Origin of the sequence: Capsulimonas sp., assembly GCF_039929585.1 — a bacterium.
GTDB lineage: Bacteria > Armatimonadota > Armatimonadia > Armatimonadales > Capsulimonadaceae > Capsulimonas.
In genome coordinates, this window is the sequence record NZ_JBDSQY010000145.1 from 1 (window position 1) to 13794 (window position 13794).

Sequence of the window (13794 nt, forward strand, 5' to 3'; positions counted from 1 at the left end):
CTCCCCTTCTCCCAGAATTGGGAGAAGGGGCCGGGGGATGAGGGCCAGCCTCTTCATTCCCCAATCCCCACTAGCCGTCGAATTCTTCTCACGTGCTCCATATCGTACTCATCCAAGTCACCCGCCATCTGATAGTGGCTCATCGCCCGATCGTTCCGCGCCAATTGAATATGCACGTCGGCTAAGATGCAATGGTAAAGCGAGTTGCGCGGATCGAGGCGCAGTGCGTGGTCCAGGGCTTCGGTCGCGTCTTCCCAGTGGCTGGCGAGAATATACATCATCCCTAAACGCAGATTGTAGTAGGCGTCGTTTGGCGAGAACATCGACGCCATTTGGATCTCGGCAACGGCTTCTTCGAGACGTCCACGGGTGAGATAAAGGTCGGAGAGCCGGAAGTGGTAGAACGAGTCTTCGGGCGACATTTCGGCGGCGATCTCCATCTCGGAGAGCGCTTCGGTCTCAAAGCCGGCGTCGATCAGCGTGTCGGCGAGACGGTAGTGATAGTAAGCGTTGCGGGGTGAGAACTCAATGGCGCGGCGATACGCGGAGACGGCCGCCTGCGTTTTGCCGTGGCGTCGATAGAGCTCTCCAAGGGAAAAGTGCGGCTCGGCGCGCTGAGGACAGGAGCGGATGGCGCGCCGGAACTGGCGCAGAGCGTTCACAGCCTGATCGGCATAGGCGTAGGCTTCGCCCAGGTCCGTGCGCGCGGCGGAAACGCCGTCCTGCGGGCCGCCCGCGCCGGAGCCTTCGATTTGCACCGCCTTACGATACTTCGACAGCGCCTGCTCGATGTTGCCCTGACGCAGACTCATCTCTCCCTGTTTGCGCACGCCGCAGGGCGACGGGGCAGGGGGCCTTTGAGGCGTGGGGATTTGGTCGTCAGAATCGTTCACTGACACTTACTTCCTTTTATTTCTCAATTGCCGGTTTCGGCGGACTGTCGATGATCAATGTCACAGGGCCGTCGTTGCTTATCTCCACACGCATATCGGCGCCGAACTCTCCGGTCTGCGTCGTGACGCCTCGCGCTTGGACCTGGGAGACAAACCGCTCGTACAGTGGGATCGCGATCGTCGGCGGAGCGGCGTCCGTGAATGACGGGCGCTTGCCCTTGCGCGTATCGGCGAACAGGGTGAACTGCGAAACGATCAGCATCTGGCCCTGAGTGTCTTCCAGCGAGAGATTCATTTTTCCATATTCGTCGCTAAATATTCGAAGCGACAATATCTTTGGTACAAGATAATCGACATCGCCTTCAACATCGCCCTGGCCGACGCCCAAAAGGACCACTAATCCAGGCCCGATCTTCCGCCGTTCGCCGGTTTCTTCCATCGTGACGGCAGCGTGCGTCACTCGCTGTAAAACCACTCGCATGATGTCTGAGATTCGTCGCGTTCGTGTGGGAATCCTGCCGGGAAGGAATACCGAGTCTCGATGGCGAAGGGAGGCGAGCAGGCGAACATCCCAGCCCGGAAAATTCTGGGTATGATGATCTCAACACTAAGCTATGACGCCAATGGATAAAGGAGACGCCCCATGAAATTCCCGTTATTGCCGGAAACTGAGGTTCTTGATCATTTGAAGCGCGTCCCATTGTGGAGCCGTAAGGACGGTGTTCTGACGCGCACTTTCGAGTTCAAGGACTTCACCCAGGCGCTTCAATTCGTCAATCAGGCGGGCGAGACGGCCGAATCGATCAATCATCACCCCGACATCGATATCCGATATAACAAAGTGACATTTCGTATCACTACTCACGATTCGGGCGGGCTGACGATTCACGACTTCGAGCTTGCCGCCGCCAGCGACGATTTCGCGGACACGATCCTCGGATGAAATGGACGCTTCTCCTGCCGCTTTGCTTGATCGGCGCTCCCGCCATGGCCCAAGCGCCCGCGTGGAGGCCGATCAAGCCAGGCATGTGCGATTCCCGCTGGGCGCCGAGCGCTGTGCTGCTTCCGGGTGGTTTGAGCGCGCTGATCGCAGGCGGCTTCAGCTATGACGCCGGTTCCTGCCTGGCGACTGCTGATGTTTTTGATAAAAACACGAACTCGTTTCATCGAACTAAGGGAAATCTCACTTATCCCCGTGATTTTGCCGCCGCGAATGTTTTGCCGGACGGTACGGTGCTGATTATCGGCGGTTACAATACCTCCCTCGGCTCGCTTGCGACAGGGGAGATGTTCGATCCCAAGACGGAGATGTTCCGTCTGCTTCCGAGCCGGATGTCGAAGCCCCGCGAGCTATTTACGGCGACGACACTCGCCGATGGGCGGATCTTATGCGCCGGCGGATTCGATACGCACAGTCGCCGCACGCTCGCCACGGCGGACCTCTACGATCCCAAAACTCAGACATTCGCCCTAGTCCCCGGCCTGATGATAGAAGACCGCTTCGGGCAGGCGGCGGCGCTTCTGAAAGACGGGCGGGTGCTGATCGCCGGCGGCAAGCACTGGTTTGTCGGCAAGCCAGACAAGCCATCCGCGACGGCGGAGATCTTCGATCCCACCACCAACACATTTCGCCGGACAAAGTCACCGATGGCCTTTGCCCGCGACCGCGCGACGGCGACTCTGCTGGCAGATGGCGCAGTGCTGATCGCCGGCGGCCAGAACGGCGAGGCCGGCCCGCGCGAGGCGGAGATCTACGACCCCGTGACCGACGAGTTTCACACGGCGCCCAAACTTCTGGGAACGCCGCGCATGGCGCACAGCACGGAAACCTTGCCGGACGGCAGACTTCTGCTGATCGGCGGCTGGTCTCCTCCCATTCACGCCACCACGGGTGCGGCTGAAGTTTTCGATCCCGCCACGGACACCTTTACCCCGATTTCGTCCGTTCCAGAGAGCAGCCACGATCAGGCGCTGATTGTCTTTCCAGACGGCGCGGCGTTGGCCGCCGGCGGCAAGCGGGTGGAGGGCGGCAAAGAATCCTCGCTCGCGACGGCGTTTCTTCTGAAGCTCCCCAGCAATAATCCCTGAAAACCTGGTAACTATTGCAGTAACAACCCTTCGCGCGCCTGCCTATAATACGGGTAGACAACTTCATACAGGAACGCAATGTGCTAATAACGAACCGCGCCCACTGAAATCTATCTAACGGCGTGCGCGGCTCATCAATAAGGAGCCCGTCCCATCAACCGGACGAGCATACGCAAGGAAGCACACAATTTAGAGACCCGACGTCGCTGCCGCCTCCCGTCGGGTCTTTGCACGTCCGGACCGAATTTGGAGTAATTTTGGGGTAAGATACTCCTTATGACTCGGCACTTTTCAGTCCACGCTCTCGCCAGCGGCTCGTCCGGAAACACAACACTTGTTCGAGCGGGCGAACATGCGATCCTCATCGACGCGGGCATTGGCCTGCGCCTGATCACCAGCGCGCTCGCCGCGCACGACCTCCAGCTGGAAGATCTCAGCGGGATCGTCCTCACCCACGAGCATTCCGACCACATCCAGAGCGCCCATGCGATCTCCAAGCGCCACGGCGTTCCGATCGTCGCGAACCCCGCGACATTAAATGCTCTCTATCGACGCTGCACGGATTCTCCCAACATCAAGCTTCCAACAGGCGATACATGGACGATCGGCGATCTCGATGTCGAGACGTTTTCCGTTCCACACGACGCCGTCGAACCCGTCGGCGTCAACCTCATGTATCGTCCCAGCGGCCACAAAGCCAGCATCATCACCGATGCCGGTCATGTCACCGACACGATGCGCAAAGCCATTCGCGGCGCCAACTTACTCATCCTCGAAGCCAATCACGACGTCCATCGCCTGAACGCCGGCGTTTACCCCGGCTACCTCAAGGCGCGTATCCTCAGCGACCGCGGCCACCTCTCCAACGAAGCCGCCGTCGCGCTCCTCTGCGAGCACGCTCGAACCCACGGCCCGCACACGGCATGGCTCGCGCACCTCTCCAAAGAAAACAACACCCCCAAACTCGCACTCGCCTACGCGAAGGCGACCGTCGCCGTTGAAACCGGCTGCCCCGTCGTGCTCGATGTCGCCAAGCGCGATAAGCCAAGCGTGTCGTGGACGCCCGGCGTGAAGCCGCTGCAGCTGAATTTGTTTTAGTGGAATAACAATCGTCCTCCATGAAGAAAATTATTGCAGCAGAGGAAATGGCGTTCACGTCGCCACAACGACCAGTTCCTATAGCGATGCTGCCTTCTCTTTCTGATTCCGTTTATCAGGTTGCCTGGGCGCCCGATGGCGCGACGCTCGCTACGGGTAGCCGCAATGGACGTACGGCTTTTTGGGATACAACCAGCTGGAACGAGCGTCTTGCGCTCTCCCAGCCGACCGGAATCATGTTCTGTCTCGCATTCTCCCCAGACAGCCAGAAAATCGCCACTGCCTCCCATGATAAATTGAGCCGCGTGTGGAGCGCCGCATCCGGGAACCCTCAGTTCGAATCACCCGGTCCCGGCCGGCATGTGGAGTTTTCCCCTGATGGCGCGCAACTGACAACGACGCGTACAAAAAAAGCCTATCTTTGGAATCTCGCGTCCGGCCAATTGATCTTTGAAATGGCTGGTCACACTTCCACCGTCGATTTCGCAATCTTTTCTCCGGATGGCCAGCAGATCGCGACCACCAGCGGTAAAATCGGCTTCCTATGGTCGGTCGCCACCGGAGAGCAAGTGGCGTCGTTACAGGATTGTCGAGGCAGCATACACGATGTCGCGTATTCTCCCAGCGGGGAGTGGATCGCCGCCGCCTGCCATGACAGCGTTCTCCGTATTTGGGATACAAGAAACGGTGTCTTGAAACACGAACTCCACCATGAGGATCATGCATTCAGCCTGTCATTTTCGCCAGACGGTTCGCGTATTGCTTCCAGCAGTTTTGATAAAACCGTCCGCATTTGGGATACCATCACGGGCGATTGTGTTCTTATTCTGGAACACCCCGATAAGATGGGGAGTGTCGCGATCTCTCCGAAAGGCGATATCGTGATCGCCAACGAACTTGCGTATCCCAATAATTCTGCATGGGTATGGGAGTTATCCAGCGGCCGATTGCTCGCCGTATTGCCGCATGCTCATACCACTTCAGACGTTATCTTCTCACCAGATGGCCGTCTTGCCGCCATTGGATGCCATGATGACTTCACATATATTTGGGACATGTTTCAGTTCGATGGCTCTCTCAATGGATATCCGTAAAGGTTTACGAATAGATTTGTGAAAAAATAAATCCAAGCAGGTAATTGTACTAGCCGCGCCGAACACTCTCCCGGTTGAAAATTGCGTAAGTATCGAAGGAGAGCATCCGACGTGGCAGAGCTCGAACAAGAAACAAGTCAGACATTTCCTCCCCCCGCCGATTTCGCGGCCCAGGCGAATTGGAACGATCCCAAGATCTATGAGACCGCCGCCGCCGATCCCGATGCGTTTTGGGCCGGGCAGGCGTCGCAGCTGGAGTGGTCGAAGCCGTGGGACACGGTCAGCGAGTGGAACCCGCCGCATGCGAAGTGGTTCCTTGGCGGCCAGCTGAACGTCTCCGTGAACTGTCTGGACCGGCATGTCGCCGGCGGGCGCGCCGATAAGGCGGCGATCGTCTTTGAAGGCGAGCCGGGCGACACGAAGACGTACACCTACGCCGAGCTCCACAAGGAAGTCTGCAAGTTCGCGAACGTATTGCTGGGCAAGGGTGTGCAACATGGTGATCGCGTGACGATCTACCTGCCCATGATTCCTGAAGCGGCGATTGCAATGCTGGCCTGCGCCCGCATCGGCGCACCGCACTCGGTGGTCTTCGGCGGCTTCAGCGCGGACAGTCTGCGTGAGCGCATTCACGACAGCGGCTCCAAGCTGCTGATCACCGCCGACGGCGGCTGGCGGCGCGGCGGCGTGGTGAAGCTCAAGGAAGCGGCCGATCAGGCGCTGACAGGCGAGACGACGATTGAGAACGTCATTGTCGTCAATCGCACCGGCAAGGTCGAAGAGACGCCGTGGGTCGAAGGACGCGATCTTTGGTGGCACGAGCTTGTCGCGGATGCGTCCGATCAGAACGACGCCGTAGCGCTCGACTCCGAAGATCTGCTGTTTATCCTCTATACGTCCGGGTCCACGGGCAAGCCCAAGGGCATCGCGCACACGACCGGCGGCTATCTGACCGGCGCGACTACCACCAGCAAGTATATTTTCGATTTCAAGGACGAAGACGTCTACTGGTGTACGGCAGACGTCGGCTGGATTACCGGGCACTCCTACGTTGTCTACGGCCCGCTGTCCAATGGCGCCACCGTGTTCATGTACGAAGGCGCCCCGGACTGGCCCGCGAGGGACCGGTTCTGGGAACTGATCGAAAAGCACAAGATCACCATTCTCTACACGGCGCCGACGGCGATTAGGGCGTTTATGAAGTGGGGAACCGAGTGGCCCGAGAAGCATGACCTGAGCAGCCTGCGCTTGCTGGGCTCAGTCGGCGAGCCGATCAATCCTGAGGCGTGGCTCTGGTATCACAAAAATGTCGGCGGCGAGCGCTGCCCGATTGTGGATACATGGTGGCAGACGGAGACCGGCGCGATCATGATCACGCCGCTCCCCGGGATCAGCACGACCAAACCGGCGAGCGCCGGGCGTCCCTTCCCGGGCATCAGCGCCTTGGTCGTGGATGAAAAAGGCGATCCGCTGCCGGAAGGCAATGAGGGCGTCGGCCTGCTGGTCATCACCAAGCCGTGGCCGTCGATGCTGCGCACGCTCTGGGGCGACGATGCGCGTTACCGCGAGGTCTACTGGAGCAAGTTCGCCGCACAGGGTTATTACTTTGCCGGCGACGGCGCCAAGCGCGACTCCGAAGGCGATTACTGGCTGCTGGGCCGGGTGGACGACGTCATGAATGTCGCCGGGCATCGTGTGTCGACCATGGAAGTCGAGAGCGCGCTCGTGGATCATCCGAGTGTCGCTGAGGCGGCGGTTATCGGCAAGGCGCACGAAATTAAGGGTCAGGCGATTTCGGCGTTCGTGACCCTGAAAGAGGGGATCGATCCAACGCCTGAACTCATGGCGGAGCTCAAGGCGCATGTCGCCAAGAAGATCGGCGCGATCTGCCGCCCGGACGACTTATTCCTCACGGCGGAGCTTCCCAAGACCCGCAGCGGCAAGATCATGCGGCGCCTTTTGCGCGATATCGCCGAGGGGCGTGCGCTGGGAGACACGACGACATTGGCCGATCCGAGTGTCGTGAGTAGCCTCAAGGACAAATATACCGACGAATCTTAGCGAAATAATCGTTTCCGACGCCTGTTGGAAACGATTTTTCGTTCATAATAGGAGTCGGTTTCGAACAAAAGAAGCAGAGAAGCTCGGCAAAAATGATTTCGCTGGCTTTTCCGCTTCTTTAAAAGAGCAGGAGACACGATTTTGAAGATACATGAGTTCCAGGCGAAGCAGCTCCTGAAGCAGTACGGCGTGCCCGTGCCGGAAGGACAGGCGGCTTCGACCCCCGCCGAAGTGCGGGACATCGCTACCCAGCTCGGCCGCAAGGTCGTAATCAAAGGGCAGGTGCATAGCGGCGGACGCGGCAAAGCCGGCGCCGTCAAGCTCGCCGACAATCCGAATGACGCCGAGGAGATCGGCAAGGCGCTGCTGGGCAAGACGCTGTTCTTCGCACAGGCCAATTCCGACCTGAAGATCAATAAGCTTCTGGTGGAAGAAGCCGTCAACATCGACAAAGAGATCTATGTCGCGATCACCCAGGACCGAGCCCGTCAGCGCGATGTGCTGATCGTCTCGACCAAGGGCGGCATGGACATCGAGGAAGTCGCGCACAACAATCCCGCCGACATCGCCGAGCTGTTCATCGACCCATTGCTGGGCCTGCCCGACTACGCGGCCCGACAAGTCCTGTTCGACGCCAACTACGATGTGGCCCACATCAACAAGACGATCCCCGTCCTGAAGGCGCTTTACGCCGCTTATGTCGGCACAGACGCGACGCTCGCCGAGATCAACCCCCTGGTCATTACCAAAGAGGGAACGATCATCGCCGGCGACGCCAAGTGGGACATCGACGAGAACTCCATGTTCCGCCATCCCGAGTTCGCGGCCTACCATGACACCGCCGAAGAAGATCCGATCGAGACCGAAGCGCATCGGCGCGGCATCCAGTATGTCCGTCTTGAGGGCGGCGACATCGGCATCATCGGCAACGGTGCGGGCCTGGTCATGACGACCATGGACGAAGTGAAGCGCGCGGGCGGTCAGCCGGCTGACTTCCTGGACATCGGCGGCGGCGCCAAGGCCGAGGCGGTCACGAGCAGCCTCGAAGTGGTTCTGTCCGATCCCAATGTCAAGGGCGTTCTGTTCAACATTTTCGGCGGTATCACGCGCGGCGACGAAGTCGCCAAGGGCATCATCGCCGGCGTCGCGACGCTCGACGTCAAGGTGCCGATCGTGATCCGTCTCGCCGGCACCCGCGCCGCCGAGGGCGCCGAGCTGCTGAAGACCACGAACCTGGTTCCCGCCGAGACGATGCAGGAAGCCGCCGCGAAGATCGTGGAGCTGGCTTACGCTAAGAAGTAATTACGCGCTTTCTTAATTTAAGAAGCAAGAAGAAGGATGGATATCAATGGCAGATGTATTTGAGTACAAGATCGTTGTGAGCGAAGCGGACGACGAGACGGATGAGGCGACGCTCAACACCCATGGCGCGGACGGTTGGGAGCTGGTTAACGCGGTTGCGGATGTGCGGGCCACCGAAGACGGCGGCGAAGGCGATGACGAGATGGACGACAGCGTTCCCGTCACCGTGTTCTACTTCAAGCGACGACGGGGTTAAAGAACAGCCATGAGTATCCTAGTTGGTAAAGACACCAAGGTCATCGTCCAGGGAATCACCGGCCGCGAGGGCGAGTTCCACACGACACAGATGATCGACTACGGCACCAATGTCGTCGGCGGCGTCACGCCCGGTAAGGGCGGCCAGACGATCCAGGGCGTTCCCGTCTTCAACACCGTGAAGGAAGCCGTCGAAAAGACGGGGGCGAACGCCTCCTGTATCTTCGTCCCGGCCCGCTTTGCGGCGGACGGCATCCTGGAAGCGGTCGACGCAGGGGTGGACTTCATCGTCTGCATCACCGAAGGCATTCCGATCCAGGACGAAATCAAGGCGGTCAACGTCGTGAAGACGTCCAAGTCGCGCCTGCTCGGCCCGAACTGTCCCGGCATCCTGACCGTGGGCGAGTGCAAGATCGGCATTACGCCGGCAAGCATCTTCACCCCCGGCCCGATAGGGATCGTCTCTCGTTCCGGTACTCTGACGTACGAAGCGGTCGACGCCCTCACCCGCGCCGGCCTTGGCCAGACCACCTGCGTCGGCGTCGGCGGCGACCCGATGCCCGGCACCCGGTTCATCGACGTCCTTCCGCTCTTCGAAGCGGACCCGGAGACCAAAGCCATCGTCATGTGCGGCGAGGTCGGCGGCTCGGACGAAGAGATCGCGGCTGAGTACATCAAGACCATGACAAAGCCGGTCATCGGCTTCATCGCCGGTCTGACCGCCCCTCCCGGAAAGCGCATGGGCCACGCCGGCGCCATCATCTCCGGCTCCAGCGGCGGCCCCCAAGCGAAAGTCGACGCCCTCAAGGCCGCCGGCGTTCTCATGGCGGAATCCACGGCAGACATCCCGGGCCTGGTCAAGCAGGCGCTGGGACTGTAATCAAACCACGGGTATAAAAACCCACGTCGGCGTTTGCACCGCGGGTATAAAACCCACGTCTGGGAGGGCTTCGCCCTAACCGTCCGTGCCGGACGGACAAAATAGGCTATTGTCTAATGGTCTCATTTTGTCGGCCCGGCACGGGTCGTTAGACGCGAAGCGTCTCCCAGCCATGGGTTTTATACCCGTGGTGCGACGCACCTGGCGTAACGGACACGTTGGCGTTTGTCTCACCTCCCGATCTTCATCGCCTCCACAAACACTGTCACCACCGCCCTTTTCAAATTACTCTTCTTCACCAACAGCCCCGTCGGTCGCAAAAACGTATCCGTCTCCGTAAACGGCACGGCGACCAAGGCGCCTTCGCGCACTTCTTGGCGGATGGTGTCCGCCGGCACGATGCTGACGCCGTTGCCGATCTCCACGATGCTCTTGATCGTCTCGATGTTATCGAAGGTGCTGGTCACGCGGACGCGGGCGTTGGCGCGGGCGAGGCGGGCTTCGATGAGTTTGCGGGTGGGGATGTCGTTGTCGAAGCCGATGAAGGCGACGCCGTCGAGGTCTTTGAGGCTGACGGAAGTATGGGCGGCGAGTGGGTGCTCGGGGGCGCAGATCAGCACCATTTCTTCTTCGCTGAACAAAAACATTTCTAGGCCGCGCCGAGTGGCGGGGCAGGCGACGATGCCGATGTCCACGGAGTCGTCCATCACTTCTCGGTAAATTTCCTCTGTCTGCTGGTATTGCAGGTGGACGTTCACTTTGGGATGGGCGGCGAGAAAGGGCTTGAGGCGCGGGGGCAGGGCGTGCAGGCCGACGGAGTAGACGGTGGCGACACGGATCGTGCCGCCGACTTCGTCGCCGCTATCGCGCAGGAGGGCGTCGAGGGCGTTGGCTTCGCGCAGGAGTCGCTTGGCGCCGTCGTAAAGGATCTGGCCGGCGGGGGTGGGGGTGACGACGCCTCGGCCCTGGCCCCGGTCGATCAGCGAGCGGCCGTACTCGCGTTCCAGAGCGCGCAGGCGCTGACTGACCGCCGATTGGGTCACAAAGTTGCGCTCTGCGGCGCGCGAGAAGCTTTGCGCTTCCACGAGATCGCAAAAAAGTTTGAGAGTTTCTATCTGTAGAATATTAGCCATGCTTATAATAAGTATGATATCATTTCATTTTACATTTTGCAACCCCGATGGTATACTAGGTTGTTTTCTGGTTTTCCGAAAGGACTGTGACGATGGCTTCCTCAATACCCGCTTCTCAAGAGGCGTCGAACGCGCGAGGGCTGCGCGACCCGTATTTATGGCATAAGCTGCACTCACTCTCGGGCATCGTTCCGATCGGCATCTTTTTGATGCAGCATCTGATCGCCAATTCCTATGCATTGCGCGGTCCAGGCGCCTTTGAAACGGTGGTCAAGGTCTTTGGATATCTGCCCTTCGTGGCGATCCTGGAGATCATCATCATCTACATTCCCATTCTGTATCATGGGATTTACGGGATCTTTATCGCCGCGCATGGCTCGTCCAACCTGGGCAGCTATAGCTATGGCCGGAACTGGATGTACTTTTTGCAGCGCGTCAGCGGCGTGATCGCGTTCTTCTACATCGGCTTCCACGTTTGGAACACAAGCTTGCAGCGATACTTCCTGGCGTGGCAAGGATCGCCCAATCCCGAAAAGGCGATTGGATGGGAATCCATGGCGGGCCAGTTCGCGGATCCTTTGTTCTTCGCGTTCTATGTGATCGGCATCACGGCCACGGTGTTCCACTTCGCAAACGGCATCTGGAACTTTGGTATCCGCTGGGGAATCACGATTTCGCAGCGTTCGCAAAAGATCAGCGCGTTTGTCTGCGCGGGCGTGTTCTTGATCTTCACCGTCATCGGGCTGGCGACGGCTAATCGGTTCCGCTCGGCGGGATTGAACCATGAGCGCGCTTCGATTTCGGCGCCCGCTGTGACGGCGAAAGTCGCGAGGAGATAAATTATGGCGACAGTAGCGACAAATACGAAACCCAAAGTCATCGTCGTCGGCGGCGGACTGGGCGGCTTGATGACCTCGGTGAAGATCGCCGAGGGCGGCGTTCCCGTCGATCTCTTCAGCTTCGTCCCCGTCAAGCGCAGCCACTCAGTCTGCGCACAGGGCGGAATTAACGGCGCCGTCAACACCAAGGGTGAGGGCGACTCGCCCTACGAGCACCTGGACGACACCGTCTACGGCGGCGACTTCCTGGCGAACCAGCCGCCCGTCAAGCACATGGCGGACAACGCGCCGGGCATCATCAACCTGCTCGACCGCATGGGCGTCATGTTCAATCGCACAGGCGAAGGCTTGTTGGACTTCCGGCGCTTTGGCGGCACCAAGCATCATCGTACGGCTTACGCCGGCGCCACGACCGGCCAGCAGCTGCTTTACGCGCTGGACGAGCAGGCGCGTCGGCATGAAGTTGCGGGTGAGATCACCAAGCATGAGTTCTGGGAGTTTCTCGGCATCGTGAAGGATGACGACGGCGTCTGTAAAGGCATCGTTGCGCAGGATCTTCGCACGATGAAGATCGAGACATTTCGGGCCGACGCCGTCGTGCTCGCGACCGGCGGCCCTGGCATCGTCTATAACCGTTCGACCAACTCGGTCATGAATACGGGAACGGCGGCGGCGGCTGTGTATCAGCAGGGCGCGTATTATGCGAACGGAGAGTTCATCCAGGTCCATCCGACCGCGATTCCCGGCCAGGACAAGCTGCGGCTGATGTCCGAATCGGCGCGCGGCGAAGGCGGCCGTGTTTGGGTTCCGCGTAAGCCAGGCGATCCGCGGCGCGGCGAGGATATCCCCGAGGCGGAGCGCCTGTACTTCCTCGAAGAGAAATACCCCGCCTACGGCAACCTCGTTCCCCGCGACATTGCGACCCGCGAGATCTTCGCCAAGTGTGTCGATGATAAGATGGGCGTCTTCGGTCAGAACCAGGTCTACCTTGACCTGACGCATCTGGACAAGAAGCTGATTGACATCAAGCTGGGCGGTATTCTGGAGATATACGAGAAATTCATTGGCGAAGATCCGCGCACCACACCGATGCGTATCTTCCCCGGCGTGCACTATTCGATGGGCGGCCTCTGGGTCGGCTTCGTGAAGGACGGCAATACCGGCGGTCTCGTCGAGGGCGATCCGCGCAACCAGATGACGAACATCCCCGGCCTCTACGCCGTGGGCGAGTGCGAGTATCAATACCACGGCGCGAACCGCCTGGGCGCGAACTCGCTGCTGTCGTGTCTGACGGGCGGTCAATTGACCGGTCCCGGCGTTGTGAACTATGTCAAGCATCTGAAGAAGAGCGCGGACGATCTGCCGAGCACGCTTTTCGAGACAGCATTGTCGGATCAGAGCCGCAAATACGAGACGCTGTCCAAGTCCACGGGCGGCGAGAATCCGTACAAGCTGCACGAAGAGCTTGGCGACATCATGACGGATAACGTCACGGTCGTTCGCTACAACGATCGCTTGAAGGTCACGGAAAACAAGATCCAGGAGCTTCAGGAGCGCGTCAAGAACGTCTCGATCGCGGACACGTCCAGCTGGACCAATCAGCTGATCCCGTTCACCCGGCAGCTCGGCAACATGCTGCATCTGGCCCGTGTGATCGTGGCCGGCGCCCTGGCCCGCGACGAATCGCGCGGCGCGCACTACAAGCCGGACTTCCCGAACCGCGACGACGAGCGCTTCCTCAAAACGACCATCGCTGAGTTCACGTCCAGCGGCCCGCGCCTTTCGTACGAAGAGGTGGACACGAGCATCATCAAGCCGCGTCTGCGTAACTACGCGGCGGATAAAGAAGAAGGCACGACGACCGAAGAGAAGAAGCCGGAGAAGATCGTCGTCAACACGTCCGCCACAAACGGCGCCAACGGCGCTGCGAACCTCGGTAACGGCGACGGCGATAAGACAAGTGCTTCGGAAGAAATCGCGGCGGGCGCCGATCCCACGGCGGCCGGCGACGGCGGCGACCAGCTCAGCACCCGCCCTCCGGCGGCGCGGCAGGATCTTTGACCTACCCCCGCGCTTCGCGCGACCCCTCCCGCAGCGGGAAAGGTTTTGGGATGGACAACGCAAACGGCTTTCGTTAAAAGAACTTCCTAC

The 13794-nt window shown here is 59.8% G+C and carries 13 protein-coding genes; 10 read left to right on the forward strand and 3 right to left on the reverse strand.

The features are described from left to right. Positions 1–53 precede the first annotated feature (53 nt). Together ABIZ35_RS09970 and dtd are read right to left on the reverse strand one after the other, a co-directional pair. Entirely contained in the window at positions 54–893 is an 840-nt protein-coding gene (locus ABIZ35_RS09970; RefSeq protein ID WP_348219743.1) for a tetratricopeptide repeat protein, read from the reverse strand. A 16-nt stretch (positions 894–909) separates the two neighbouring features. Continuing rightward, positions 910–1374 carry a D-aminoacyl-tRNA deacylase gene (gene dtd, locus ABIZ35_RS09975; RefSeq protein WP_348219744.1) on the reverse strand — a complete coding sequence of 155 codons (465 nt, stop codon included), beginning with the start codon at positions 1372–1374 and terminating at the stop codon, positions 910–912. A 162-nt stretch (positions 1375–1536) separates the two neighbouring features. On the opposite strand from dtd, the gene ABIZ35_RS09980 reads away from it, so the two are divergent. The 8 genes from ABIZ35_RS09980 to sucD all read left to right on the forward strand — a co-directional run bounded on the left by ABIZ35_RS09980 (position 1537) and on the right by sucD (position 9671). Beyond that, a complete protein-coding gene (locus tag ABIZ35_RS09980) occupies positions 1537–1836 on the forward strand; it encodes a 4a-hydroxytetrahydrobiopterin dehydratase (protein ID WP_348219745.1) in 300 nt (99 codons plus the stop codon). Then, on the forward strand, positions 1833–2981 hold the full coding sequence (locus ABIZ35_RS09985; protein WP_348219746.1) for a kelch repeat-containing protein: 1149 nt from the start codon (positions 1833–1835) through the stop codon (positions 2979–2981). The genes ABIZ35_RS09980 and ABIZ35_RS09985 overlap by 4 nt, the downstream gene beginning before the upstream one ends. Positions 2982–3257: 276 nt before the next feature. Continuing rightward, positions 3258–4079, forward strand: a complete 822-nt coding sequence (locus ABIZ35_RS09990; RefSeq protein ID WP_348219747.1) for an MBL fold metallo-hydrolase — start codon at positions 3258–3260, stop codon at positions 4077–4079. 20 nt (positions 4080–4099) lie between these two features. Continuing rightward, complete coding sequence (locus tag ABIZ35_RS09995) at positions 4100–5173, forward strand: WD40 repeat domain-containing protein (RefSeq protein ID WP_348219748.1); 1074 nt, start codon at positions 4100–4102, stop codon at positions 5171–5173. 111 nt (positions 5174–5284) lie between these two features. After that, positions 5285–7234 (forward strand): acetate--CoA ligase, encoded by a 1950-nt coding sequence (gene acs / locus ABIZ35_RS10000; RefSeq protein WP_348219749.1) that lies wholly within the window; start codon positions 5285–5287, stop codon positions 7232–7234. Positions 7235–7375: 141 nt separating this feature from the next. After that, positions 7376–8536: an ADP-forming succinate--CoA ligase subunit beta gene (gene sucC / locus ABIZ35_RS10005; protein WP_348219750.1), complete on the forward strand. Its 1161-nt coding sequence runs from the start codon at positions 7376–7378 to the stop codon at positions 8534–8536. 46 nt (positions 8537–8582) lie between these two features. Further along, on the forward strand, positions 8583–8792 hold the full coding sequence (locus tag ABIZ35_RS10010) for a DUF4177 domain-containing protein (protein WP_348219751.1): 210 nt from the start codon (positions 8583–8585) through the stop codon (positions 8790–8792). Positions 8793–8801: 9 nt separating this feature from the next. After that, on the forward strand, positions 8802–9671 hold the full coding sequence (gene sucD / locus ABIZ35_RS10015; RefSeq protein WP_348219752.1) for a succinate--CoA ligase subunit alpha: 870 nt from the start codon (positions 8802–8804) through the stop codon (positions 9669–9671). A 230-nt stretch (positions 9672–9901) separates the two neighbouring features. Here the strand turns inward: sucD and ABIZ35_RS10020 are convergent, their stop codons facing one another. Beyond that, positions 9902–10804, reverse strand: coding sequence for a LysR family transcriptional regulator (locus tag ABIZ35_RS10020; protein ID WP_348219753.1), 903 nt, complete (start codon positions 10802–10804; stop codon positions 9902–9904). 92 nt (positions 10805–10896) lie between these two features. Here ABIZ35_RS10020 and ABIZ35_RS10025 point away from each other — a divergent pair, with 92 nt between their 5' ends. Continuing rightward, positions 10897–11643, forward strand: a complete 747-nt coding sequence (locus ABIZ35_RS10025) for a succinate dehydrogenase (protein WP_348219754.1) — start codon at positions 10897–10899, stop codon at positions 11641–11643. Positions 11644–11646: 3 nt separating this feature from the next. Continuing rightward, positions 11647–13704, forward strand: a complete 2058-nt coding sequence (gene sdhA / locus ABIZ35_RS10030; protein ID WP_348219755.1) for a succinate dehydrogenase flavoprotein subunit — start codon at positions 11647–11649, stop codon at positions 13702–13704. Positions 13705–13794: the final 90 nt, after the last annotated feature.

Excerpts from the sequence above, each read along its gene's own strand:
- dtd (WP_348219744.1), bottom strand. The coding sequence starts at position 1,374 with ATGCGAGTGGTTTTACAGCGAGTGACGCACGCTGCCGTCACGATGGAA.
- ABIZ35_RS09980 (WP_348219745.1), top strand. The coding sequence starts at position 1,537 with ATGAAATTCCCGTTATTGCCGGAAACTGAGGTTCTTGATCATTTGAAG.
- ABIZ35_RS09985 (WP_348219746.1), top strand. The coding sequence starts at position 1,833 with ATGAAATGGACGCTTCTCCTGCCGCTTTGCTTGATCGGCGCTCCCGCC.
- ABIZ35_RS09990 (WP_348219747.1), top strand. The coding sequence starts at position 3,258 with ATGACTCGGCACTTTTCAGTCCACGCTCTCGCCAGCGGCTCGTCCGGA.
- ABIZ35_RS09995 (WP_348219748.1), top strand. The coding sequence starts at position 4,100 with ATGAAGAAAATTATTGCAGCAGAGGAAATGGCGTTCACGTCGCCACAA.
- ABIZ35_RS10010 (WP_348219751.1), top strand. The coding sequence starts at position 8,583 with ATGGCAGATGTATTTGAGTACAAGATCGTTGTGAGCGAAGCGGACGAC.
- sucD (WP_348219752.1), top strand. The coding sequence starts at position 8,802 with ATGAGTATCCTAGTTGGTAAAGACACCAAGGTCATCGTCCAGGGAATC.
- ABIZ35_RS10020 (WP_348219753.1), bottom strand. The coding sequence starts at position 10,804 with ATGGCTAATATTCTACAGATAGAAACTCTCAAACTTTTTTGCGATCTC.
- ABIZ35_RS10025 (WP_348219754.1), top strand. The coding sequence starts at position 10,897 with ATGGCTTCCTCAATACCCGCTTCTCAAGAGGCGTCGAACGCGCGAGGG.
- sdhA (WP_348219755.1), top strand. The coding sequence starts at position 11,647 with ATGGCGACAGTAGCGACAAATACGAAACCCAAAGTCATCGTCGTCGGC.